Origin of the sequence: Arenibacter aquaticus, from assembly GCF_003957295.1 — a bacterium.
In the GTDB taxonomy this organism is placed as follows: Bacteria; Bacteroidota; Bacteroidia; order Flavobacteriales; family Flavobacteriaceae; genus Arenibacter; species Arenibacter aquaticus.
In genome coordinates this window covers 24,462-50,533 of the sequence record NZ_RQPJ01000001.1, presented here as the reverse complement: position 1 = coordinate 50,533, position 26,072 = coordinate 24,462, and the positions used below count along the sequence as shown (strand labels likewise).

At 41.9% G+C, this 26,072-nt stretch carries 15 protein-coding genes; 14 read left to right on the top strand and 1 reads right to left on the bottom strand.

Annotation, left to right across the window (positions count from 1 at the left end; translation table 11 throughout):
* Positions 1–13 precede the first annotated feature (13 nt).
* The 7 genes from nrfD to EHW67_RS00180 all read left to right on the top strand — a co-directional run bounded on the left by nrfD (position 14) and on the right by EHW67_RS00180 (position 8,127).
* Positions 14–1,762, top strand: a complete 1,749-nt coding sequence (gene nrfD, locus EHW67_RS00210; RefSeq protein ID WP_126160335.1) for an NrfD/PsrC family molybdoenzyme membrane anchor subunit — start codon at positions 14–16, stop codon at positions 1,760–1,762.
* A 2-nt stretch (positions 1,763–1,764) separates the two neighbouring features.
* Positions 1,765–2,286 carry a DUF3341 domain-containing protein gene (locus tag EHW67_RS00205; RefSeq protein WP_126160334.1) on the top strand — a complete coding sequence of 174 codons (522 nt, stop codon included), beginning with the start codon at positions 1,765–1,767 and terminating at the stop codon, positions 2,284–2,286.
* A gap of 11 nt (positions 2,287–2,297) precedes the next feature.
* Positions 2,298–2,858, top strand: a complete 561-nt coding sequence (locus tag EHW67_RS00200) for a c-type cytochrome (RefSeq protein WP_126160333.1) — start codon at positions 2,298–2,300, stop codon at positions 2,856–2,858.
* Positions 2,859–2,876: 18 nt separating this feature from the next.
* Positions 2,877–4,190, top strand: a complete 1,314-nt coding sequence (locus tag EHW67_RS00195) for a quinol:cytochrome C oxidoreductase (RefSeq protein WP_126160332.1) — start codon at positions 2,877–2,879, stop codon at positions 4,188–4,190.
* A 34-nt stretch (positions 4,191–4,224) separates the two neighbouring features.
* A complete protein-coding gene (locus tag EHW67_RS00190; RefSeq protein ID WP_126160331.1) occupies positions 4,225–5,283 on the top strand; it encodes a cytochrome c oxidase subunit II in 1,059 nt (352 codons plus the stop codon).
* 45 nt (positions 5,284–5,328) lie between these two features.
* Entirely contained in the window at positions 5,329–7,149 is a 1,821-nt protein-coding gene (locus tag EHW67_RS00185; RefSeq protein ID WP_126160330.1) for a cytochrome c oxidase subunit I, read from the top strand.
* 153 nt (positions 7,150–7,302) lie between these two features.
* Entirely contained in the window at positions 7,303–8,127 is an 825-nt protein-coding gene (locus EHW67_RS00180; RefSeq protein WP_158285045.1) for a GIN domain-containing protein, read from the top strand.
* On the opposite strand, the gene EHW67_RS00175 is transcribed toward EHW67_RS00180, so the two are convergent.
* Positions 8,124–10,388, bottom strand: coding sequence for an acyl-CoA dehydrogenase family protein (locus EHW67_RS00175; protein WP_126160328.1), 2,265 nt, complete (start codon positions 10,386–10,388; stop codon positions 8,124–8,126). The two genes, EHW67_RS00180 and EHW67_RS00175, sit on opposite strands and share 4 nt — an antisense overlap.
* Before the next feature lie 128 nt (positions 10,389–10,516).
* On the opposite strand from EHW67_RS00175, the gene ruvB reads away from it, so the two are divergent.
* From ruvB to sov, 7 genes are all read left to right on the top strand, one after another.
* A complete protein-coding gene (ruvB, locus tag EHW67_RS00170) occupies positions 10,517–11,539 on the top strand; it encodes a Holliday junction branch migration DNA helicase RuvB (RefSeq protein WP_126160327.1) in 1,023 nt (340 codons plus the stop codon).
* 55 nt (positions 11,540–11,594) lie between these two features.
* Positions 11,595–12,926: a cytochrome P450 gene (locus EHW67_RS00165; RefSeq protein WP_126160326.1), complete on the top strand. Its 1,332-nt coding sequence runs from the start codon at positions 11,595–11,597 to the stop codon at positions 12,924–12,926.
* A gap of 6 nt (positions 12,927–12,932) precedes the next feature.
* Entirely contained in the window at positions 12,933–13,853 is a 921-nt protein-coding gene (queG, locus tag EHW67_RS00160; RefSeq protein ID WP_394343572.1) for a tRNA epoxyqueuosine(34) reductase QueG, read from the top strand.
* Positions 13,854–14,070: 217 nt separating this feature from the next.
* Positions 14,071–15,789 (top strand): sodium:solute symporter, encoded by a 1,719-nt coding sequence (locus tag EHW67_RS00155; RefSeq protein ID WP_126160324.1) that lies wholly within the window; start codon positions 14,071–14,073, stop codon positions 15,787–15,789.
* A gap of 130 nt (positions 15,790–15,919) precedes the next feature.
* Complete coding sequence (locus tag EHW67_RS00150; RefSeq protein ID WP_126160323.1) at positions 15,920–18,214, top strand: NADP-dependent malic enzyme; 2,295 nt, start codon at positions 15,920–15,922, stop codon at positions 18,212–18,214.
* 65 nt (positions 18,215–18,279) lie between these two features.
* Complete coding sequence (gene ruvA / locus EHW67_RS00145) at positions 18,280–18,861, top strand: Holliday junction branch migration protein RuvA (protein WP_126160322.1); 582 nt, start codon at positions 18,280–18,282, stop codon at positions 18,859–18,861.
* A 5-nt stretch (positions 18,862–18,866) separates the two neighbouring features.
* On the top strand, positions 18,867–26,048 hold the full coding sequence (gene sov, locus EHW67_RS00140; RefSeq protein ID WP_126160321.1) for a T9SS outer membrane translocon Sov/SprA: 7,182 nt from the start codon (positions 18,867–18,869) through the stop codon (positions 26,046–26,048).
* Positions 26,049–26,072 lie beyond the last annotated feature (24 nt).

Genomic DNA, 26,072 nt, shown 5'->3' with positions numbered 1-26,072 from the left:
TATACATTAAATTATGGCGTCGCATTACGAAGCACCTATACGAAAACCCTTAGTTCTTGGAGATAAAGGATATCACGATGTAACCGTAGATATCGCTGCTCCGGTTGAAGGGAAGGCCAATAAGCATTGGTGGATTGTATTTTCCATTGCATTAGCGGCATTCCTCTGGGGTGTTGGTTGTATAATCTATACGGTATCTACGGGTATCGGTACTTGGGGATTGAATAAAACAGTAGGCTGGGCCTGGGATATTACCAACTTCGTTTGGTGGGTAGGTATCGGTCATGCCGGAACCTTGATCTCGGCGGTACTTTTATTGTTCAGACAGAAATGGAGAATGGCAATTAACCGTTCTGCAGAGGCGATGACAATTTTCTCTGTTGTTCAGGCTGGATTGTTTCCAATTATTCACATGGGTCGTCCTTGGTTGGCTTATTGGGTATTGCCTATTCCAAACCAATTTGGGTCCTTATGGGTTAACTTTAACTCGCCCTTGTTGTGGGATGTATTTGCGATCTCTACTTATCTTTCTGTGTCCTTGGTATTCTGGTGGACAGGGTTGTTGCCCGATTTTGCCATGATCCGCGATAGGGCCGTAAGACCTTTTCAGAAGAAAATTTACAGCTTAATAAGTTTTGGTTGGACAGGACGTGCCAAGGATTGGCAACGTTTTGAGGAGGTGTCCTTGGTATTGGCCGGTTTGGCTACGCCATTGGTACTTTCAGTGCATACTATTGTATCATTTGACTTTGCTACCTCGGTAATACCAGGTTGGCATACCACCATATTCCCTCCCTACTTTGTTGCTGGGGCTATATTCTCAGGATTCGCCATGGTGAATACCCTGTTGATCATAATGAGGAAGGTGTGTCATTTGGAGGCTTATATTACTATTCAGCATATAGAATTGATGAACATCGTAATCATGTTAACAGGTTCTATAGTAGGTTGTGCCTATATTACGGAATTGTTCATGGCATGGTACTCTGGTGTGGAATACGAACAGTATGCCTTCTTAAACAGGGCTACCGGACCTTACTGGTGGGCTTACTGGGCAATGATGACCTGTAACGTTTTCTCTCCTCAGTTCATGTGGTTCAAGAAGCTTAGAACTAGTATTATGTTCTCCTTCTTTATATCCATAGTGGTGAACATAGGGATGTGGTTTGAGCGTTTCGTAATTATCGTTACCTCTTTGCACCGTGATTACTTGCCATCTTCTTGGACAATGTTTTCACCAACATTTGTAGATATTGGGATCTTTATTGGAACAATAGGTTTCTTCTTTGTACTGTTCTTATTGTATGCTAGAACCTTCCCGGTAATAGCACAGGCCGAAGTAAAATCTATTCTAAAATCCTCTGGTGAAAAGTATAAGAAATTACGTGATGCCGGAAAGCCTTTGTATGAGATTTCCAAATCCAAGGTTGTAGTGCAGGAGAAAGAACCAATAACCGATGACGTGCTTATGGGTGAAGTGGTACCTACAACTGGGGATAAAGTTGGGGTTGACGAGCTGTTAAGTGCTATAGGTACTTTTGATCCTACCAAACAGGAGGCAGATGACCTAAAGAAAATAAAAGGTATTGGGCCTCAAATGGAGGCAACCCTTAATCAGATCGGGATTTATACATTTGAACAGGTAGGTCGTATGACCCAAAAGGAATATGATTTGTTGGATTCTATCACTGAATCATTCCCTGGAAGGGCACAAAGAGACGATTGGGCAGGACAAGCAACTATTTTAAACAATAAGAAATAATTATGGCGTCGAAAGTTATACATGCGTTTTATAATGATGACGATGTGCTAATGCATGCTGTTAAAAAAGTTAAGGCAGCCAAACATCATATAGAGGAAGTTTATTGTCCTTTCCCCGTTCACGGTTTGGATAAGGCTATGGGATTGGCTCCAACAAGAATAGCAATTACATCCTTCCTTTATGGTTGTGTTGGTTTATCGGTAGCTATCCTAATGATGAATTTTATTATGATAGAAGATTGGCCTCAGGACATAGGTGGTAAGCCAAGTTTTAGTTACCTTGAGAATATGCCGGCCTTTGTACCGATTATGTTTGAGCTAACCGTGTTTTTTGCAGCGCATTTAATGGTTATTACTTTTTATTTAAGAAGTAGGTTGTGGCCGTTTAAAGAGGCTGAGAATCCAGATGTTAGAACGACTGATGATCATTTTCTTATGGAAATAGCAATTCATGGTAACGAAGAGGAATTAAAGGATTTGTTATCGGATACAGGAGCAGTCGAAATTAATATTACAGAAAAGTAGTCATAGATATTATGAACAGTTTTAGCAAAATAGGAGTCTTATTCGGTTTGGTATTATTAGTTGCTTCTTGTGCAAACAAAAATAGCAGAAACTATCAGTACATGCCCAATATGTACAAATCCGTAGGTTACGAAGCCTATCAGAAAGTGGAATTCCTTCCTAATGGAATGGAAGCTGGTTTACCGGCAGAAAATACCATTGCAAGGGGATGGATACCCTATAATATAGAAAATACCATTGAAGGTAAGGAAGAGGCTAGGCTTAACCCAAGCCCGTTGGATTCCTTGCAGCGAGAAGCCAATTTGGCCGAAGGTAAGGAGTTGTATGATATATACTGTGCAATATGTCACGGATCAAAGGGTGATGGCCAAGGAAATTTGGTAAAGAGGGAAAAAATATTGGGTGTTCCCAGTTATGCCGATGTGGCAAGGAATATTACAGTAGGGACTACCTATCACGCCATTTATTATGGCCTAAACTCCATGGGATCCTATGCGGGGCAGTTGGATACCGAAGAAAGATGGAAAGTTGCAGAGTACGTGATGAAATTAAAACAAGATTTAACAAAATAAGACCTAGATTTTAGCAATATGTACACTTTTTCAAATAGATTAAAAATTGCTTCCTTCATTTTAATGGCTGTAGGCGTTTTGGGAATTGGTATTGGTTTTATGGCTGCGCCAAGTACTGTAGAAGAGGCAAAAGCCATAGTTGCGTCCCATGATGACGGACATGGTGATGCCCATGCGGTTGCAAAGGGTCATGGTGAAGAACAGGCTCATGGGGATGCACATGATGCATCTCATGATGAGCATTTATTGCACCAATTGCAGAACAAGCCCTGGGCAGCATTATATGTTGCAGCTTTTTTCTTTATGATGATAGCATTGGGTGTGTTGGCATTTTACGCCATTCAAAGAGCGGCCCAAGCCGGTTGGTCGCCATTGCTTTTTAGGGTAATGGAGGGTATTACGGCTTATTTGGTGCCCGGTGGTATAATCGTATTTGTGATCTTGGCATTATCCGTGGCACACATGAACCATTTATTTGTGTGGATGGATCCCGAGGTGGTTGCCCATGATCACCTATTACAAGGTAAATCTGGTTATCTAAACCCTGTTTTCTTTTTGATCAGAGCGGCTATTTTCCTTGGAGGTTGGATTTTATATAGGGAGTATTCCAGAAAATTATCCATTGCTCAGGATGAATCAAATGACGATTCAAACTTTAAATTAAATTTCAGGATATCTGCAGCCTTTTTGGTATTCTATCTTATCTCTGAATCCATTATGTCCTGGGATTGGATTATGAGTGTAGATCCACACTGGTTTAGTACCTTGTTTGGATGGTATATCTTCGCTAGTATGTTTGTATCGGGTATTACCGTAATTGCCATGGTAACTATTTACCTTAAATCTAGAGGATACCTTAAGGATGTTAATGATAGCCATATCCACGATTTAGCTAAGTTTATGTTTGGTATCAGTATCTTTTGGACTTATTTATGGTTCTCCCAATTTATGCTGATCTGGTATTCCAATATCCCTGAGGAAGTAACTTATTACGTTACTAGGATCGCGGATTTTAACTTGCCATTTTTTGGTATGATAGCCATGAACTTTGTATTTCCTTTGTTGTTGCTTATGAACAGTGATTTTAAAAGGGTAAATTGGTTTGTGGTAATGGCAGGTGTAGTAATTTTAGCTGGCCATTATCTGGATATTTTTAACGCTATTATGCCTGCTACGGTTGGTGATCAATGGTATATTGGTATTCCGGAAATCGGATCTATTTTGTTCTTTGCCGGCTTGTTTATATTTGTGGTGTTTACAGCCCTTACAAAAGCGCCGTTACAACCTAAACGCAATCCGTTTATAGAAGAGAGCAAGCATTTTCATTATTAGTAATTAGTATATAAGTATAATTTCAAATCATACGATGACTCCATTTTTGACCATAGTTGTTTTAGTATTAGTGGCAATTGCTATCTGGCAAATGACCAAGATATTCGAATTGTCACAGATCAAGGCCAACAACACAGAAGTAGCAAGTGAAACGGATAATAAGTACAATGGGTATTTAATGTTCGCCTTTCTGATTTTCCTTTATGGAATCACCATTTTTAGTTTCTGGAAATATTCAAAGGTATTATTGCCCGAGGCTGCTTCAGAACATGGTGGGGGTTACGATTCCTTGATGGCACTGTCTTTTGTGATCATCTTTATCGTTCAGACCTTGACCCAGTTTTTATTGCACTACTTTGCTTTTAAATACCGTGGAGAAAAGGGCAAGAAAGCCTTGTTCTATGCAGATAATGATCGCTTGGAGTTTATTTGGACCATTATACCTGTAATCGTATTGGCAGGTCTAATACTATGGGGGCTATATGCTTGGACCAATATAATGGATATCAATGAGGAAGATGACCCGTTGACCATAGAGCTTTATGCCCAACAATTTAACTGGACAGCAAGATATGCTGGTGACGATAATGTTTTGGGTGATGCCAATGTAAGAATGATCGATATAGAAAATGCCAATATCTTAGGGTTGGATCAGGCAGATCCAAATGCGGCAGATGATATTATTGTTAAAGAGCTTCATTTGCCAGTAGGACGTAAGGTGAACTTTAAAATGCGTTCACAGGATGTATTGCATTCTGCTTACATGCCCCACTTTAGGGCGCAAATGAACTGTGTTCCTGGTATGATTACACAGTTTTCCTTTACCCCAACCATTACCACAGCGGAAATGAGACAAAATCCAGATGTTGTTGATAAGGTAAAACGAATCAATAGGATAAGGGCAGAACAAGCTGCCAATGGTGTGGAGAACAAGGATCCTTGGGAGTTTGACTATGTGTTGTTGTGTAACAAGATATGTGGGAAATCCCATTATAACATGCAAATGAAAATTATTGTAGAAACTGAGGAGGAATATAACAAGTGGATCGCTAGTCAAAAGACCTTTGGTAGTTCCATGGCTTCTGCACAATAATTTATTCTTTAAAATAATAATTAAAAAATTTATAAAAATACAACTATGTCTGTAACAGCTCACGCACACGTAGAAGACCATTCAGATGACCACGGACATCATCACAAGGAGACCTTTGTGACCAAGTATATTTTTAGTCAGGATCATAAGATGATCTCCAAGCAGTATCTCATTACTGGTTTAATAATGGGGGCCATTGGTATTATGATGTCAATATTGTTTAGGATGCAATTGGCGTGGCCAGGAGAGTCCTTTCCAGTTTTTGAGGCTATCTTGGGTAAATGGGCCCCAGGAGGGGTGATGGACGCTGATGTGTACTTAGCTTTGGTTACCATTCATGGTACCATAATGGTATTCTTTGTACTTACGGCTGGGTTAAGTGGTACCTTTAGTAACTTATTGATTCCACTTCAGATCGGGGCCAGGGACATGGCTTCCGGATTCTTAAATATGGTATCCTACTGGATATTCTTCCTTTCCTGTGTTATTATGCTTATTTCCCTTTTTGTGGAATCAGGACCGGCAGCTGCAGGTTGGACGGTATACCCACCGCTTAGTGCCCTTCCTATGGCACAACCGGGATCGGGTATGGGTATGACCCTTTGGTTGGTTTCTATGGCCTTGTTTATAGCGCAGTCATTGTTGGGATCCCTGAATTATATTGTTACCGTATTGAACCTTCGTACAAAAGGGATGTCCATGACTAGATTGCCTTTGACTATATGGGCACTTTTTGTAACGGCTGTTATTGGTGTTATCTCTTTCCCAGTGCTTTTATCAGCAGCATTGTTGTTGATAATGGATAGAAGTTTTGGTACTTCATTCTTCCTGTCGGATATTTTTATCCAAGGAGAAGTACTGCACTTTCAAGGTGGATCTCCGGTATTGTACGAACACTTATTTTGGTTTTTAGGTCACCCGGAAGTATATATTGTAATCCTACCTGCAATGGGTATGGTATCCGAGATTATGGCAGTAAATGCACGTAAGCCTATTTTTGGGTATAGGGCGATGATCGCTTCTATATTGGCTATTGCCTTTTTATCTACCATTGTTTGGGGACACCATATGTTTATTTCTGGAATGAACCCATTCCTTGGATCTGTATTTACCTTTACTACCTTATTGATTGCAATACCTTCAGCGGTAAAGGCATTTAACTGGATTACCACTCTTTGGAAAGGTAACCTACAGCTTAACCCTGGAATGTTATTTTCCATAGGTATGGTTTCTACCTTCATATCTGGTGGTTTAACCGGAATTATTTTGGGGGATAGTACCTTGGATATTAATGTGCACGATACCTATTTTGTTGTAGCACACTTCCATTTGGTAATGGGTATATCTGCTCTTTACGGAATGTTTGCAGGTATCTACCATTGGTTCCCTAAGATGTTCGGTAGAATGATGAATAAGAATCTGGGTTACGTTCATTTTTGGATTACTGCAGTATGTTCCTACGGTGTTTTCTTCCCTATGCATTTTGTGGGAATGGCCGGGGTACCACGTAGATATTACGAGAATACCGCTTTCCCAATGTTTGATGACCTAACGGATATACAAGTATTAATGACAATGTTCGCTATTGTTGCGGCCTTTACTCAATTGATATTTGCCTTTAACTTTATAAGAAGTATGTTCTATGGTAAGAAAGCAGAGCAGAATCCTTGGAATGCAACAAGTTTGGAGTGGACTACTCCTGTAGAGCACATCCATGGTAACTGGCCTGGTGCTATCCCTGAAGTACACCGTTGGGCTTATGATTATAGTAAAACGGATGAGAATGGTGAATATATTATTCCTGGGCAGGACTTTGTAGCCCAAACAGTTCCCTTGAAGGATGGGGAAGAGGAATTACAGCATTAGACATTAGAATTTAACAATATTAAAAAGTCCATCGCTAAGATGGACTTTTTTTGTACCTTCCATTTACATAAAGCATGCTTTTTACAAGGTGTTGGAATATGGGGGTAGTGTGTTACATGCTTAATAATTCTTTTTTCATTTAAAGCGATACAGGTGAAACATAGTCTATTATTTTTTCTACTGGCGGTTTGTTGTATAGGTTATTCCCAACGTAAACCTAAAATCAAAGGAAACAGGAATGTGGTGGAGGTAAAGGAGACCCTCCCTCCATTTAATGCTATACAATTGAATGATGATCTTGAGATTACACTTCAGTCTTCCTCTGTAGAGGGTTATACCATAGAGGCTGATGATAATTTAATAGATATACTAAATTTTAAAGTAGAGGATGAAATCTTGATCATTGGTTCATACTATAAGGTTACTGGTAAAAAGAAATTGGATATAACTGTCAACTTTAATCGGTTGAATGAAGTGAGTGTTTATGAAGGCAAATTGGTTGCTAAGGATGGCTTTGTAACCGATATGTTGCAAGTTAGTACCTTTGGTTCGGCAGAAGTTGATATGGACGTTAATACAGAGGTGATGTACATTGCTATGGAAGGTAATAGTAGGGGTGATTTTAAGATAGACAGTGATTCCTTAAATATAAGTTTAATGGGTAAGGCCAAATTGGGATTGTACGGGGTAATCAAAACCGCAGAAGTGGTAATGACGCAGAATTCGGATGCCGATTTGGAAGGGATTACAGAAAACTTGGGCATTAATTTATTTGATAATGCAGACCTAAAGGCAAAACGATTGGAAGCCAATTTAGTGGAGGCATCGCTAGAGGGTAATGCCTCGGTGGAAGTTTGGTGTACCAATGAACTACAGCTTAATTCCGAAGGTTCGGCCAAGACCTATATGTATGGGGATGGCAAAATTAGCCTTCTCCAATTTTTGGATACTTCGGAACTTTATAAAAGAAAAAATTAATCACTTATAGGGGCCGTTAAGCAATGTTCCGGAATCCCATATCCCTCTACCAGACTTTTAAGGTGGGGCCTTAATTCCGTACAAAGGCGTTCTACTCGCTGCCGTATGGCTTTGAATTTTGTTCCGCCTATATATCCTTGTTCCAAATACCAAGAAGCGTCCTGTTTTATTTCATCTAGGGCAAATAGACAGCCCAGTTTTTGAAAAAGCTCCCTGTACTTTACATCTTCTATACCAAGGGTGTACTCGTAAAAGGTTTTATATGCCAATTCACAACTATAGGCTTTTCCCAAGACCAGTAGATGGGTCTGTACCTTTAGAAAGGCTTGGTAGGTAGGGATACCTTTTTTTATGTAACTCCTGATTCGCATGGCCACCGAATAGGTAAGTCTTCTGGTCCTATAATCAAAGGCGTGTTGGTGAAATTTTGGGTTGTACAGGTGCTCCTTATCTACTTTGTTGGCGTATATGGGGTTAATGGTAACCAGTTTGTCCCGTATCTGGGAGCTCAGGTGTTTTAGTACCGCAGAAAAACCAGAGCTGTTGAATTCTGAATTGAAATCTGATAGTATACCCTTGGCTGCCAATTGCAGGAGTACGGTATTGTCGCCTTCAAAAGTGGTAAAGATATCCACATCCGCCTTTAGGTCGGCAATCCTATTTTCTTGTAGGTAGCCTTTGCCTCCACAAGCTTCCCTACATTCTTGTATGGTGTCATTGGCGAACCATGTTATGATGGCTTTTAAGGCTGCTGCCTGGGTTTCAATCTTTCTCTTGTCTGTTATGCCAGAATCGCTGTAAGCCTTCATTAAATTGTCTAAAGTGGCCTTATAAACATAGGATTTGGCTATGGGAGGGGTTAGTCTAAGTTGATGGGAAGGATAGTCCATTATCAAATCTTCCTGGGATTTTAGATTGTCATTGAACTGCCTTCTTTGCAGCGCGTATTTTACAGCAATGCTAAGGGCCATATTGGCTCCGCTCAATGCTCCTTTGGCGACACAGATTCTACCGCCCACCAAAGTGCCCAACATGGTAAAAAAACGCTTATTGGGGTTTTTAATATCAGAATTATAGGTGCCATCGGCTAGTATATCACCGTATTTGTTCAATAGATTTTCCCTAGGTACTACCACTTGGTTGAACCATATTTTACCATTATCCACACCGTTAAGACCTAATTTGTAACCGTTATCCTCTATGCGGACACCGGGCATCAGTTTATTTTCATGGTCCCGGATGGGGACCAAAATGGCATGTACCCCATGGTTTTTGCCTTTTACTATAAGCTGGGCGAATACGGTGGCCATGGTACCGTGAAGGGCATTGCCTATATATTCCTTGTTGTCATCTTTTCCTGGGGTGTGTATGGTTATACTGTCCTCTTCCAAATTGTAAGTTGCCGTGGTGTTAATGCCTCTTACGTTGGAACCGTGCCCTGTTTCGGTCATGGCAAAGCAACCCAAAAGGTGGCCCTCGCCAATGTCTTTTAAATAGCGATCATGGTGTTTCTGGCTGCCCAGTTTTTGTATACTGCCGCCAAAAAGCCCAAATTGCACCCCAAACTTTACGGTAAGGCTTCCGTCTGCGTAGAGAAGGTTCTCAAAAATATGGGCATACAGTGGCATGGCGTTTTTACCTCCATAGGCTTCGGGATAGGCAATGGCGCCATACCCATGTTGGGACAAATGCTTTAGTTGTGAAAGCACCTTTTGTCTAAATTTTTCCTTGTCGTGAATGATGCTCCACTCATAAATAGGGTCGTCCAAAAAATTTCTAAAGCCATCTATTTCCTTGGAATACCTGCCTTTTAGTATGCTGTCTATTTCCTGTGCCTGGTAATAATCAGATGTCTTTTTGCTAACCACTTCCACCTCAAACAGATGGTGGTAATGATTGGGTTGTATTCCCAAATTGGTTTCTATGGCGGTCAAGCCGTCATTGAAGCTTGCGTTGGCATCATAAGCTGAAATCAATTTTCTACTAAACGAGGTCAAGGGATGTGCGTCACTTTCAATCAATTTTATGCCTGAGTTGGAAATGCTGCGTTGCCAGGATTTGATTACGTTGGCCTTTGGGGGCTTTTCCCTGTTGAGCCAGCTATGCAGTGTTTCTCGTTCCATTTCCTTTAGGTTTTGGTCTTCTTCTATGGTTCTTTTTACCACAGCAATTTCGGAGGTAGACAGCAGGTCGTCTGACCAAATCACGAAAAAGAAGGGTAGGTACTGTAATATGCTGGGAGGGTAATTGGTCTGTATCATGAAATGAATTTACATTTTTTAACTATAAGTTTTGGTATATCAAGGTATTTAATTGGTGAGGACCCATGGGTTTCTAATCTGTGTTTTCATGGAAAAACTACGCTAATTTGCATTATCTTTGTTGGTGTATGAACGAGAACCTAGATCCCACGGCGAGTAATTTTTCCAATGAAGAATTTGAAATAGAAAGGGCTTTACGGCCCATTTCTTTTGATGATTTTACAGGGCAGGAACAAGTGCTGGAAAACCTAAAGATATTTGTACAGGCGGCCAATTTAAGGGGTGAGGCCTTGGACCATACGCTTTTCCACGGGCCTCCCGGACTAGGGAAGACTACCTTGGCGCATATATTGGCCAATGAATTGGGGGTGGGTATTAAAATGACTTCAGGTCCCGTATTGGATAAACCCGGTGATTTAGCGGGGCTCCTGACCAATTTGGATGAGCGGGACGTACTATTTATTGATGAGATCCATAGGCTTAGCCCTATAGTGGAGGAGTACCTCTACTCCGCAATGGAAGACTATAAAATAGATATTATGATAGAATCGGGTCCCAATGCCCGATCTGTACAAATAAACCTTAATCCCTTTACTTTAATTGGGGCTACCACCCGTTCCGGTCTGCTAACGGCCCCAATGCGGGCGCGATTTGGGATACAGAGCAGGTTGCAATATTATTCTACCGAGTTGCTATCTACCATTGTGGAACGAAGTGCAGAAATCCTGAAGACGCCCATCTCCCAGGAAGCGGCCATTGAAATAGCCGGTAGGAGTAGGGGAACCCCTAGGATCTGTAACGCCCTGTTAAGACGTGTTCGGGATTTTGCCCAGATAAAGGGGAATGGGAATATTGATTTGGAAATTTCTAGGTTTGGCCTAAAGGCATTGAATGTGGATGCCCATGGACTGGACGAAATGGATAATAAGATTTTGACGACCATTATAGATAAGTTTAAAGGTGGTCCCGTAGGGATTACTACTTTGGCTACCGCCGTATCCGAAAGCGCCGAGACCATAGAGGAAGTGTATGAGCCCTTTTTAATACAACAAGGGTTTATAATGAGAACCCCTAGGGGCCGGGAGGTTACGGAATTGGCCTATAAACACCTGGGAAGAATAAAAGGGAACATACAAGGGGGGCTTTTTTAACTGCCCATCCCTCTAGCAGCTAGAGTGTTTCCCGAACAGTATTGACTTCATAAGCATGAACAATTTAAAATTGGTGTCTAGGTTTCAGGTGCTCAGGAATGCCAGGAGAATTCTTAAAAACCCGCTGCCCTTTCACCATGAAAATTTTGAGTTGCATGGCGATTTCTTTAAGGTAGAACTGTCTACCAAGGAGACAATACTTTTTACCCGGAATCCAAGCTTAATTAAGCACATTTTACAAAAGCAACATAGAATATATCAGAAGTCACCCTTGCAGACGGTAGACTTGGCAAAATATATAGGTCATGGGCTATTGACCTCCAATGGGGAGCACTGGCGTAAGCACAGGAGAATGGTGCAGCCGGCTTTTCACAAGAAGGAACTCCAAACTTTAATGGAGGTGGTGCGCAGGACTATTTTAACCGAATTGGCACGTATTGAACCCAATAAGGAAAAAGATTTTTTTTCGCTTTTGGGGGATCTTGCTTTTCAAGTGGTAGCAAAGTCTCTCTTTAGTAGCTCCAATATAGGAGCGGGAATGGAAGAATTACAACAGATCACGGAAGCTAACCAGCAGATGTTGATCAAAGAGATGAGGCAGCCATATTTAAGGTGGTGGTACCAACTCAATGGGAGTATTGATAGGCATTTGAACATGGCGGCTAAGGCTAGGGGATTGCTATTGCAGATAATAGAGGAAAGAAGGGGCTCTGGTGGTAAAGGGGGTGATCTTTTGAATATGCTTCTGGAAGCGCGCTATGAAGATGGGTCCTCAATGCCCGACAGGCAACTTATAGATGAATTGTTGATTCTGTTTACTGCTGGCCATGAAACAACCGCCAATGCCCTTAGTTTTACCTTGCTCTTACTTGCGCAACATCCGGAAATTCAGGAGCAGTTATATGAAGAGGTTGTTGGGGTGGATCTGGAGCAGTCAGGAGCTGATCTAATGCAAAAACTTATGAAGCTGCATTTGGTTAGGCAATGCTTGGAAGAATCAATGAGGTTGTACCCGCCGGTTTATGTAATAGATAGGATTGCTACCCAAGATGATACCTTTCATGAGCTGTCGCTTCCCAAGGGAACCATGGTATTGATGTCTATGTATGAATTGCACAGGCACCCTAATTTTTGGGAAAGACCGGCAGAATTTCTTCCCGACCGTTTTAGTACTTTGGACAGAAAGGATTACGCCGAGTACTATTATCCTTTTGGCGCTGGCCCCCGTATGTGCGTTGGCAATAATTTTGCTATGTATGAAATGATTATCGCGCTGGCAGAAATTGTTAGGAAATACAAAATATACACCTCGTTAAAAACAATAGAGGTAAATCCGCTAATTTCCCTTAAGCCAAAGTGTGTACCTTTACAATTTAAAGAACGATAATATATTTTGAAGCGAGTAGCGGAACATACCCAACTTATTAAGGCAGAAGCAAAACGCCTAGGTTTTTTGTCATGTGGCATCTCCCAAGCTAATTTTTTGGAGGAAGAGGCGCCCCGTTTGGAAAAATGGCTCAATAAGAACATGAATGGGGAAATGGGATATATGGCAAACTATTTTGACAAGCGTTTGGATCCCAGATTGTTGGTAGATGATGCAAAATCCGTTATTTCCGTCCTACTCAATTATTATCCCGAACAACAACAAGAGACAGAAAGTTACAAACTCTCTAAATACGCCTATGGGCATGATTATCATCATGTCATAAAATCAAAGTTAAAGTTACTTCAGCAGTTTATAACCCAAGAAATTGGAGAGGTCAACGGACGGGCCTTTGTAGATTCGGCTCCGGTGTTGGACAAGGCTTGGGCAGCCAAAAGCGGACTAGGGTGGATAGGGAAGCACAGTAATTTATTGACCCAAAAACAGGGGTCATTTTATTTTATAGCCGAATTGATCGTGGATTTGGAACTGGAGTATGACCATCCGGTAACGGACCATTGCGGAACCTGTACGGCCTGTTTGGATGCCTGCCCCACCCAGGCCATAGTAGAACCCTACGTTGTGGATGGCAGTAAATGTATCTCCTACCTTACCATCGAATTAAAAAATGAAATTCCCTCGGAATTCCAAGGCAAAATGGACGACTGGATGTTTGGTTGTGACGTTTGCCAAGATGTGTGCCCATGGAATCGTTTTTCCAAGCCACATAATGAACCCCTTTTTAATCCCCATCCAGAACTTTTGTCCATGACCAAGAAGGACTGGGAAGAAATTACCGAGGATGTTTTTAAAAAAGTCTTCCAGAAGTCCGCAGTAAAACGAACCAAGTTTTCCGGTCTAAAAAGAAATATTGAATTCCTAAAATAGAGGTCCCAAGCATTGTAGCGAAATACGTTTTAATTATTTGCTCCTATTGGCCGGTGTTAAGTTGGTGTTGTTTTTTACTCCAATAGGGCATTTTTTCTTTTTAAGTTTAATGACCAACGATTAAAAATCTTACATTAGTTGTTGTATTGGAATTAATTTTTTAACCCTGATAGTTTCCCCCGATCGTAGTGTAACATATACTGTTTAATATTTTTTTATGAACACCTTGGGCACCTTGGATATTCTGGTAATCCTGGTCTATCTCTTCGGAATTATATGGTATGGCATATCAAAGTCTAAAAGAGATTCATCAGAGGATTACTTTTTGGGCGGGAGGACCATGACATGGCCAATAGTTGGCATAGCTCTTTTTTCGGCAAACATCTCTAGCTCCACTTTGGTTGGTTTGGCTTCGGATGCCTTTCAGACCAATATCAATGTATATAACTATGAATGGTTCGCAGTAGTGGTGTTAATTTTCTTTGCCATTTTTTTCTTGCCATTTTATCTGCGTTCCGGGGTGTACACCATGCCGGAATTTATAGAAAGGCGCTATGACAGGCGTTCCCGCTATTATTTTTCCTTTATCACTATCATAGGCAACGTAATGGTAGATACGGCCGCTGCGCTGTACGTTGGGAGTATAGTACTTAAATTATTGTTCCCTGATATTAGCTCAACAATGATTATCATTATGCTGGCAGTGGCCGCTGCGGCCTATACTATTCCGGGAGGGTTAAATTCGGTTATTCAGACCGAGGTGATCCAGGCAATTTTACTCGTTATAGGTTCCTGTCTGCTAACCTATTTTGCCTTTACCGAATTAGGGGGCGGATGGAATGCCATGATGAAAGGTTTGGATTCCATGTTGGCCTCTGGGGAGGTGAGTTTTGGAGATAGGGCACTGGAGGGGAAGTATATTCCCGGCAATTCCCAAGAGGTATTTAGTCTTTTGCGGCCCAATAATGACGAATTTATGCCCTGGTGGGGCCTGCTAACGGGGGTTCCGTTATTGGGGTTTTATTTTTGGGCCAACAATCAATTTATGGTACAAAGGGTTTTGGGTGCCAAGAATCTGGACCATGGTAGGTGGGGAGCGCTTTTTGCCGGACTATTAAAACTTCCGGTAATCTTTATTATGATCGTACCAGGGGTATTGGCCATGTTGCTGTACAATACCTTGGATATCTCAACACTTAACTACCTGCTCCCAAATGGAAGTATATGTGCCCGTTTGGCAGATTGTCCCAACCTTACTTACCCGGTATTACTGTTCAATTTATTGCCAACTGGTATTTTGGGATTGGTAGTGGCTGGTCTTATGGCGGCCATGATGTCCTCGGTGTCCGCAACTTTTAATTCGGCCTCCACGCTGATTACCATGGATTTTATAAAACAGATAAGACCCCAAATGACAAGTCGGCAATTGGTACGGGCAGGGCAGATTTCCACTTTGGTCCTAGTAGTACTGGCGTCGGCATGGGTGCCGTTTATAGAAAGGGTAAGCGATTCGCTCTGGGGTTATCTACAATTGGTCATAGCCTTTACCAGTCCACCTGTTGTATCGGTCTTTTTGTTGGGGCTGTTCTGGAAAAGGGCCAACGGTACCGGGGCTTTTGTAAGCCTATTGGCAGGTGGCGCCTTTGCCATATTTATGATATTGTCCATGACCTATGATATTGTTCCCTACTTAAATGGGATTCACTTCCTGGCCAAGGCCAACCTGTTATTTGTAATAAGTATCCTTGTTCATGTTCTGGTAAGTTTGGGCAGTAGCCCTCCGGATCAACAAAAGGTAGCGGAGTATACCTACAGGAAAAAATTGTTTGCACAGGAAACCGAAGAACTTAGAGAGAGTCCTTGGTACAGGAATTATAGGATCTTGGCCATTATCCTTTTGGTAATCACCGCTTTGTTGGTAGGGGTATTTTTGTAATTCCCTAAACTACCAGGAAAGGGTAGGGGTAAACTGGTTTTTTTATCTGGTTTAAATCTGTGGAGTTTCCTTTTTTTAATCCTATTATTTTAAAGAATACTGTTAACTTTGTTTTTTTAAACTATAGAAGATGAGCAAGCAAAAGACCAGACGTGAGGCCTTGGTGTACCATGCCAAGCCCCAACCGGGAAAAATAAAAATAGTTCCAACCAAGCCTTATGCTACTCAAAGGGATTTGGGACTGGCATATTCGCCAGGAGTTGCCGAGCCCTGTTTGGAAATTGCGAAAGATAAGGACAATGTATATAAATATACTTCCAAGGGAAATATAGTAGCGGTTATCTCTAACGGGACCGCAGTATTGGGCTTGGGAGATATTGGTCCGGAAGCTTCCAAGCCAGTGATGGAAGGGAAGTGTCTATTGTTCAAGATATTTGCTGATATTGACGGTTTGGATATAGAGCTGGATACCAACGATGTTGATAAATTTATAGAAACTGTAAAGACTATTGCCCCCACATTTGGAGGGATAAACCTTGAGGATATAAAAGCTCCGGAAGCCTTTGAAATAGAAAGGCGCTTAAAAGAGGAGTTGGATATACCGGTTATGCACGATGATCAGCATGGAACGGCCATTATTTCTGCGGCCGCCCTGTTAAATGCCTTGATCATCACCGAGAAAAAAATTGAGGATGTCCGTATTGTTGTCAGTGGAGCCGGTGCGGCCGCTGTATCCTGTACGCGACTCTACAAGGCGTTCGGGGCCAGTGATAAGAATATAGTAATGCTGGATAGCAAAGGGGTAATCCGTAGCGATCGCGATAATTTGTCTGCTGAGAAGCTGGAGTTTGCTACCGATAGAAAAATAAACACCTTGGAAGAAGCTATGAAAGATGCCGATGTGTTTATTGGTCTTTCTATAGCCGATATTGTTTCTCCGGAAATGTTGCTGTCCATGGCCAAGGACCCTATTGTTTTTGCCATGGCCAACCCCAATCCGGAAATAGATTATAATTTGGCCATTAAAACCAGAAAGGATATCATCATGGCCACCGGAAGGTCCGATCATCCTAACCAGGTGAACAATGTTCTTGGATTTCCCTTTATTTTCAGGGGTGCTCTTGATGTAAGGGCAACCAAAATAAATGAGGCCATGAAAATGGCCGCTGTTGTAGCCTTGGCAGAACTTACCAAGGAGCCGGTACCGGAACAGGTAAATATTGCATACGGGCAGACTAGGTTGGCCTTTGGCAAGGATTATATAATTCCGAAACCATTTGATCCTAGACTTATTGCCGAAATTCCACCTGCTGTAGCCAAGGCGGCCATGGAAAGTGGCGTGGCCAAAATGCCCATAGAAGACTGGGATAAATACCGTGAAGAACTGCTTCAGCGCTCTGGAAACGACAACAAGATTGTTCGTCTACTCCATGATAGGGCAAGAATGAACCCCAAGAAGATTGTGTATGCCGAGGCCGATCATTTAGATGTGCTCAAAGCGGCCCAGATTGCCTATGAGGAAGGGATAGCAATTCCTATTCTTTTGGGGAATAAGGCGGTAATTTCCGAATTGATGGAGGAGTTGGAATTTGATGCCGATATTATGGTGATAGATTCCCATGCCGATGAAACCAACGAAAAAAGAAATCACTACGCCAATAGATATTTTGAAAATAGACAGCGTAGCGGAGTTACTTTGTTTGGTGCCAGGGCCAAAATGAAGGAGCGCAATTATTTTGCGGCTATGATGGTACTGGAAGGGGATGCCGATGGTATGATCTCTGGCTATTCCAGAGCCTATCCTACAGTGGTGAAGCCTGTTTTTGAGGTAATAGGAAGAGCGTCAAACGTTAAAAAAGTATCCACGGTAAATATTATGATTACAGATAGAGGTCCCCTGTTTTTGGCAGATACCTCCATAAATATAGATCCTAACGCAGAGGAAATTGCCGAGATCGCCAAAATGACGGCCAACGTGGCAGCTACTTTTGGCTTTAGTCCCGTTATGGCCCTATTGTCTTATGCCAACTTTGGTTCTTCCTCACATGGGCATGCTACCAAAGTGAGGGAAGCGGTGAAAATTCTGCACGCTACTAAACCGGATTTGGTAGTGGATGGGGAATTGCAAATTGATTTTGCCCTCAACAAAGACTTACATCAAGGGAAATTTCCCTTTTCTAAATTGGCAGGTAAAAAGGTAAATACCCTAATTTTTCCTAATCTTGAAGCGGCCAATATCACCTATAAGTTGCTTAAAGAGTTGAATCAGGCCGATTCCATCGGACCAATTATGGTGGGGCTTAGGCGATCTGTGCATATATTACAACTTGGGGCAAGCGTAGATGAAATGGTGAATATGACCGCAGTTGCAGTCATTGATGCCCAGGAAAGGGAAAAACGAAAATTGGCGAAGTCTAAAAAATAGGTCCATAGGTAGACTTGTAGAACAACAAATAGCCAAAACCATTAACCAGAAATCTGTAATATAGAATGATTACCCATCTAAGAGGAAAACTCGTTGAAAAAAATCCAACCCATATTATTATAGAATGCGCGGGAGTGGGGTATTTTGTCAATATTTCCTTAAATACATTTGCTAAGATTGGTGATTCGGAAAATATACAATTATTTACACATCTGCAGGTAAAGGAAGATTCCCATACCCTTTTTGGATTTGCCGAAAAATCGGAACGGGAAATATTCAGACTGCTATTGTCTGTTTCCGGAATAGGTTCCAGTACGGCAAGGACAATGTTGTCTTCCCTTTCCCCTGCCCAGGTTAGGGACGCCATTGCCAGCGGTGATGTGCCCACCATTCAAGGAATCAAAGGTATAGGAGCCAAAACGGCACAGCGTGTTATTCTAGATTTAAAAGATAAAGTTTTGAAAGTTTACGATATTGATGAACTTTCCGTCCAATCGAACAATACAAATAAAGATGAAGCGTTATCTGCATTAGAGGTTCTTGGATTTGTCCGCAAACAAGCTGAAAAAGTTGTGGACAAAATTGTTGGCCAAGACCCTGGACTAAGCGTAGAGGACATTATTAAATTTGCGCTTAAAAATTTATAGCAAGTTTGAAAAAAGGGGCAAAATTTTATCTTAAATCATTATTTAAGCTTACCGTTCTATTCTTTGTTTTTTTGGGTGCAACCAATACTTCCTTGGCCCAGGATACAGAAGGACAGCAGACTAATGAGCAGGAATTGGATTCCGTGAAAACCGGGGTTGCATTGGGGAAATTGGTGATGGAAAACCCTGATAGTATTGTTTCCAAATATACCTATGACCCTAATATGGACAGGTATGTATATACGGTTAGTGTTGGTGATTTTGATATTGATTACCCTATCATTCTAACACCGGAACAATATTATGAACTGGTGCGCAAAGAGGGGATGAAAAGCTATTTTAAGGAGAAAATAGATGCATTTATCGGTAAAAAGCAAGGAAGTGAGGAAGCCCGAAAAAATCTGCTCCCCAATTTTTATGTAGACAACAGCTTCTTTGAAAGCGTATTTGGAGGCAATACCATTGAGGTCATTCCACAAGGTTCCGTGGCTATGGATTTAGGGGTAATCTGGCAAAAAAATGACAATCCTTCCCTGTCCCCAAGAAACCGTACCAACCTTTCCTTTGATTTTGACCAGAGAATTAGCCTCAGTATGTTGGGTAAAATAGGTGAACGCCTACAGGTTACTGCCAACTACGATACAGAGGCGACCTTCGATTTTCAGAATTTGGTGAAATTGGATTATACCCCTTCTGAGGATGATATTCTTCAGAAAATTGAAGTGGGAAATGTGAGTATGCCACTAAACAGTTCTTTGATTACCGGTGCCCAAAGTCTCTTTGGGATAAAAACACAACTGCAGTTTGGGAAAACTACGGTGACCGCCGTGTTCTCCGAGCAACGGTCTCAGAATAATACCGTGGTGGCTCAAGGCGGAGGAACGGTGAACGATTTTGAGCTCAGGGCACAAGACTACGATGAGGATAAACACTTTTTCCTGGCCCATTATTTTAGGGACAATTATGATGCCGCCTTGGAAAGCTACCCCTACATTAGGAGTCAGGTGCAAATTACCAGATTGGAAGTGTGGGTTACCAATAGAAGCCAGCAAACACTGAATGTTAGAAACGTAGTAGCCATCCAGGATTTGGGTGAGGTAAGACAGGATAGAACCCGTATAGGTGAAAACAATGGAGATCCTGCCGGCTTTTTTAATCCTTCATCGGCGGGTAATTTGCCTAGAAACAGTGCCAATGACTACGACCCCTTGTTAATTGGGGCCGGAGGGGTGCTCAATGACAATGTACGGGATATTGCTACGGTACAAAGCGGTTTTAATATTCCGGGTTATACTGTGAACCAAGGCTTTGATTACGCCATTTTGGAAAACGCCAGAAAGCTGGAGGAAGGTCGGGATTATAGCTATAATACCCAATTGGGGTATATCTCCCTGAATCAAAGGCTAAGTAATGATGAGGTACTTGGGGTGGCTTTTCAATATACTTTTAACGGAGAGGTATATCAGGTTGGGGAATTTGCCAATGGAGGCTTGGATGCCACTACCGTATCGGCCGGGGCCGAAATTCCCGTGAACAACAACACCCTTATACTTAAACTGTTAAAAAGTAATATCACCAATGTTGTAGATCCTATATGGGATTTGATGATGAAAAATATTTATGCTACCGGTGCTTATCAATTAAGTCAGGAAGATTTCAAACTAAATATTTTATATGCCGAGACCACTCCCAGAAACTATATTACTCCGGTAGAATCCGGAGCAGGGTCTGGCTGGCCCACCACCCCGGAGCCCTTGGAAGATAGGATTCTGCTAGATGTGTTTAATTTGGATAGGCTAAATGCATATAACGACCTTCAGAGTGGCGGAGATGGATTTTTCGATTTTGTGGAAGGTATAACTATCGACTCCCAAACGGGAAGCATAATTTTCACCAAGGTAGAGCCTTTTGGTGAATATCTATTTGATCTCTTAGGTGGTGGTACCTATGATGTGGATGACGATCAAGGTTATAACGCCAATCAACAGAAGTATGTTTTTAGAAATATGTACGCCTTGCCTACGGCAGCGGCCCAACAGGATGCGGACAAAAATAAATTTATTTTAAAGGGATCGTACAAATCCCAGGGAACCAATGGGATCCCTATTGGGGCCTTTAATGTACCCCAAGGATCGGTAAGGGTTACCGCTGGAGGTCGCCAATTGCAGGAAGGAATAGACTACACGGTGAACTATCAGGCTGGTACGGTGCAAATTTTGGACCCCAGTTTGGAAGCTTCCAATACCCCTATCAATATATCTGTAGAAAACAATGCGGTCTTTGGGCAGCAAACAAGACGGTTTACAGGGGTAAATGTAGAACATCAGTTCAATGAGAATTTTGTGCTGGGAGGTACTTTGTTGAATCTCAACGAAAAACCCTTGACCCAGAAATCCAATTACGGAATAGAACCTGTAAACAATACCATCTTTGGTTTAAATAGTAATTTCTCTACCGAAGTACCCTTTCTTACGCGCTTAGTGAACAAGCTGCCCAATATAGATACCGATGTTCCATCCAATTTATCGGTAAGGGGAGAAGTAGCCTATTTAATACCGGGTTCACCAAGTAATGCCGATTTTGAGGGAGAGACAACTACTTATTTGGACGATTTTGAGGGGGCTCAGTCACTCATTGATATACGGTCGTTCCTAGGTTGGTCCATGGCCAGTCCGCCAGTGGAATTTGTTACCGATATCAATAATGTGGAATCTGGATTTGGAAGGGCAAAAATGGCCTGGTATACGGTAGATCCCATATTTTATTCCAATCAACGGCCAACATCCTTGAGCGATGATGATATTTCTACCAATGAAACCAGAAGGATATATATACAGGATGTTTTTAACCAAGATGTGGCACAAGGGCAGACATTGGCACAAAACACCTTGGATATAGCCTATTATCCGGATATGAAAGGACCTTACAATGCCAATCCCGATTTTGTGAGCGAGCAGCCACAGGATAAATGGGCTGGGATTATGCGATCTTTGAGCAGTACCGATTTTGAACAGTCCAATGTAGAATACGTTCAATTCTGGGTGTTGGATCCCTATGTGGATGGAGTGTCTACCAGTCCAGGGGATCTGGTAATCAACCTAGGGAATATCTCTGAAGATATATTGCCCGACGGTAGGAAGCAATATGAAAACGGCTTGCCGGTAGATCCTATTTCCAGTGATCTTACCTATAAAACTGGCTGGGGTAAAGTGCCCGCTACCCAATCCTTGGTTTATGCCTTTGATGCTGACCAAAACAACAGGGGAGTGCAGGATATAGGTTTTGACGGCCTTACCGATGCAGATGAAGCTACTTATACTTTTGAGGGAGGAATTACCTATAACGGTCCGGCCGAGGATCCTGCATTGGACAATTATGAATATTTCCTGAATAAGGAGGGGAGTATTCTGGAACGTTATTTAAATTACAATAACCCGGATGGTAACTCCCCCGTAGAAGTGAGCGACAGCAACAGGGGGTCTACCACCCTGCCAGATGTGGAGGATATAGACAGGGACGGAACCATGAATACGGTAAATAGCTACTATGAATACCGTATACGGATAAAGCCTGGGACTACCATTAACGATAAATACGTTACGGATATCAAGGAAGGGGTAACAAGATCCCTGCCTAACGGAAACACCTTGAACGAACGTTGGATTCAGTACAAGATACCCCTAAGTGATTTTACCGATGCCATAGGAGGTATAAGCGATTTTAGGTCCATTAGTTTTATGAGGATGTACCTTACAGGGTTCTCTAGTAATGTGGTGCTACGTTTTGCAACCTTGGACCTGGTGCGTGGTGATTGGCGTACTTATACCAATTCTTTGGAACCCGATGTGGATTCTGATCCATCGGATGATGGTACCTTGGTGGATGTGAATGCAGTAAATATAGAAGAAAATGCTGCCAGAACCCCAATTCCTTATGTGCTGCCTCCAGGGGTAGAACGCGAAAGGTTGAATAATAACAATACCATTATTCGTCAAAATGAACAATCCTTGTCCTTTGTTGTGGAAAATTTGGAACCCAGGGATGCTAGAGGGGTGTTCAAGAATTTGAACATTGATGTACGGCAGTATAAAAGCCTAAAAATGTTTATGCATGCCGAGGAGATTGTGGAATCGGATTATGCTGACGGAGAAACCCCATTGGTGGGCTTTATAAGGATAGGTTCAGATTTCTCACAAAACTATTATCAAATAGAGTTGCCCCTACAGTTTACTCCTTATGGGACAAGTTCGGAAAGCGAAATTTGGCCAGATGTAAACGAGTTGGATATTTCCTTGGATGATTTGTCCAAGGTTAAATCGGCAGGAATTTCAGCCCAAACCCTGAGCACGGTTAATTATTATGAAATAGACAATGGGGAAGTGGTGCAGGTAAATGAGTTTGACCCACGGACCTTAGGTAAAATACGTATCGGAATTCGCGGTAATCCATCCCTTGGTAGTATACGCAGTATGATGGTAGGGGTTAAAAATGATGATAACCTTCCTGCGAGGGGCGAGGTATGGTTTAATGAATTACGACTTTCAGGATTGGATAACAATGGAGGATGGGCAGCCATCGCGGCCATGGATATGAATATGGCAGATTTTGCCAATGTTTCGGCTACCGGTAGTAAAAGTACTTCTGGCTTTGGGGCCATAGATCAGATGCCCAATGAACGGGCCAGGGAAGATGCCGTTTCCTATGATGTGGTAACCAATGTGAATATTGGACAGTTGTTTCCGGAAAAATGGGGCTTGCAGTTGCCGTTCAACTATGGTATTTCCGAACAGATGATTACTCCGGAATTTGATCCCGTATATGAAGACCTAAAATTGGAAGATCGTATTGCGGCAGCGGAAACAGCAGAGGATGCCGAGGCCATTAAGCAACAGGCAGAAGACTATACCAAAAGGACCAGTGTAAACTTTATTGGGGTAAGAAAGGATAGGAGCGAGGAGGCCGACGCCAATTTCTATGACATAGAGAACTTTACCTTTAACTATTCTTATAACGAAGTTGACCATAGGGATTTTGAAATAGACGAACTAAAGGAGCAGAATGTGGTGACCGGCTTTGTGTACAACCACAACTTTAAACCGGCCACCCTGGAACCCTTTGCCAAAAAAGATTCCCTTTTTACCGGCAAGTATTTAAAGTGGTTAAAGGATTTGAATTTAAATGTATTGCCGGCCAGTATTTCCCTGCAATCCAATATTAACCGTTCTTTTAACCAACAAAAGTTTAGGGATGTTTTTGAGCCGGGTGTGGAGAAATTGGATCTGCCATTTTTGCAACAAAGAAATTACCTGTTTAATTGGCAATATGCAATTAATTACAGTTTAACCAAGTCATTGCGCTTAAGCCTAACGGCCTCCAACAACAATATAGTCAGGAACTATTTTGAAGAAGAAGGGAATTCGGATTCGGATATAAACCAAGCCCTAGGTCTTTGGGACGGATTTTTTGATCTGGGTGAGCCCAATAGGCATTCCCAAGAAATGCAGTTAAATTATGAGTTGCCGTTTAATAAGATACCGGCCTTGGATTTTATCAATGCCCAGTACACCTATACCAGTAATTTTGACTGGCAAAGAGGTGGGGATGCCTTAAACGAGGTGGCCGGAGAGGATATCAATACGGTTCAGAATGCCAATACCCACAATTTAACAACTTCCTTGACCATGCAGAGGTTCTATGACTTTCTTGGTTTGGGCAGAAAGGATGCCAAAACAACCAACAGGAGACCTGCTCGTTTGGATAAGGGCGGTAATCCTTCTTCCCGGGAAGCGGGCAATGCGGCAAGCAAAGGAGCTTCGGCTGGGATCAATGCATTTATAGATGTGCTTACAATGGTAAAGCGAATTAATGTTACCTATAGCCAGAATAGTGGTAAGGTGTTGCCGGGCTATACCAGATCTGTTGGGTTTATTGGTACGGCAAAGCCAACCATAGGCTTTGTATTTGGTAGTCAGGCCGATGTACGCTTTGAGGCGGCAAGGAACGGTTGGTTGACCACCTTCCCGGAATTTAATCAGCAGTACATAGAGAATACCAATAAGCAGTTGAATATTACGGCCACGGCCCAGCCTACCCGAGACCTTACTATAGATTTAGTGGCGGATAGACAATATTCCGAGAGCTATCAAGAGAATTTTAATGTGTCCGATATGGGGAACGACGTATTTGATTATGTGAATCTCCTAGGCAACAATTATGGCAACTTTAGTATTTCTACTTTAATGATAGGCACGGCCTTTGGTAGAAGTGACGAATTTGATTCTTCCAGTTTTGAAACCTTCAAACAAAATAGGATTACTATTGCCAATAGGATCGTAGCCGAAAGAAACCACGATACAGGTGAGGTGGATGACGATGGATTCCCGGAACGCTATGGAAAAACCAGTCAGGATGTGCTGCTTCCCGCATTTTTTGCTGCGTATACGGGACAAGACCCCAATAAAGTAAGCTTGGACGCCTTTAGGGATGTTCCTATTCCCAATTGGAACATTAAGTATACCGGTTTAATGAGGAACCCTTGGTTTAAGAAAAAATTTAAACGTTTCTCCGTTAGCCATGGTTATAGATCAGCCTATAGTATCAACTCTTTTCAGACAAACTTAACACGGACCCAATTGGAAAACGAGGGTAGAGAGCCAATAAATACCGAAAATGATGATTTTCTGCCAGTAAACATTATGAACAATGTGGTGCTTACAGACCAATTTAATCCGCTGGTCAAAGTAGATTTTGAAATGAAAAACTCCTTGAGTGTATTGGCGGAGATACGAACAGATAGGGCGTTGTCCTTGAGTTTTGACAATAGTTTGTTAACAGAGATCAACGGCAAGGAATATACGGTAGGTCTGGGGTATAGATTTAAGGACGTAAAGTTTGTCACCAATATTGGAGGGCAGAAGCAACGTTTAAAAGGCGATTTGAATCTAAAAGCGGATGTAACCCTAAGGGACAATATAACTATTATTCGTAATCTGGACATTGATAACAATCAAATAACCTCTGGACAAAATTTGATCTCCATGAAATTTGTGGCCGATTACGCTCTGAGCAAGAGTCTTAATGCCCTGTTCTTTTACGACCATTCCTTTTCCAAATTTGCCGTTTCCACAGCATTTCCGCAGACTTCTATCAATACAGGTTTTACCTTGCGGTACAACTTTGGAAATTAAGGCGGGGGGTATACAGGTCATGTC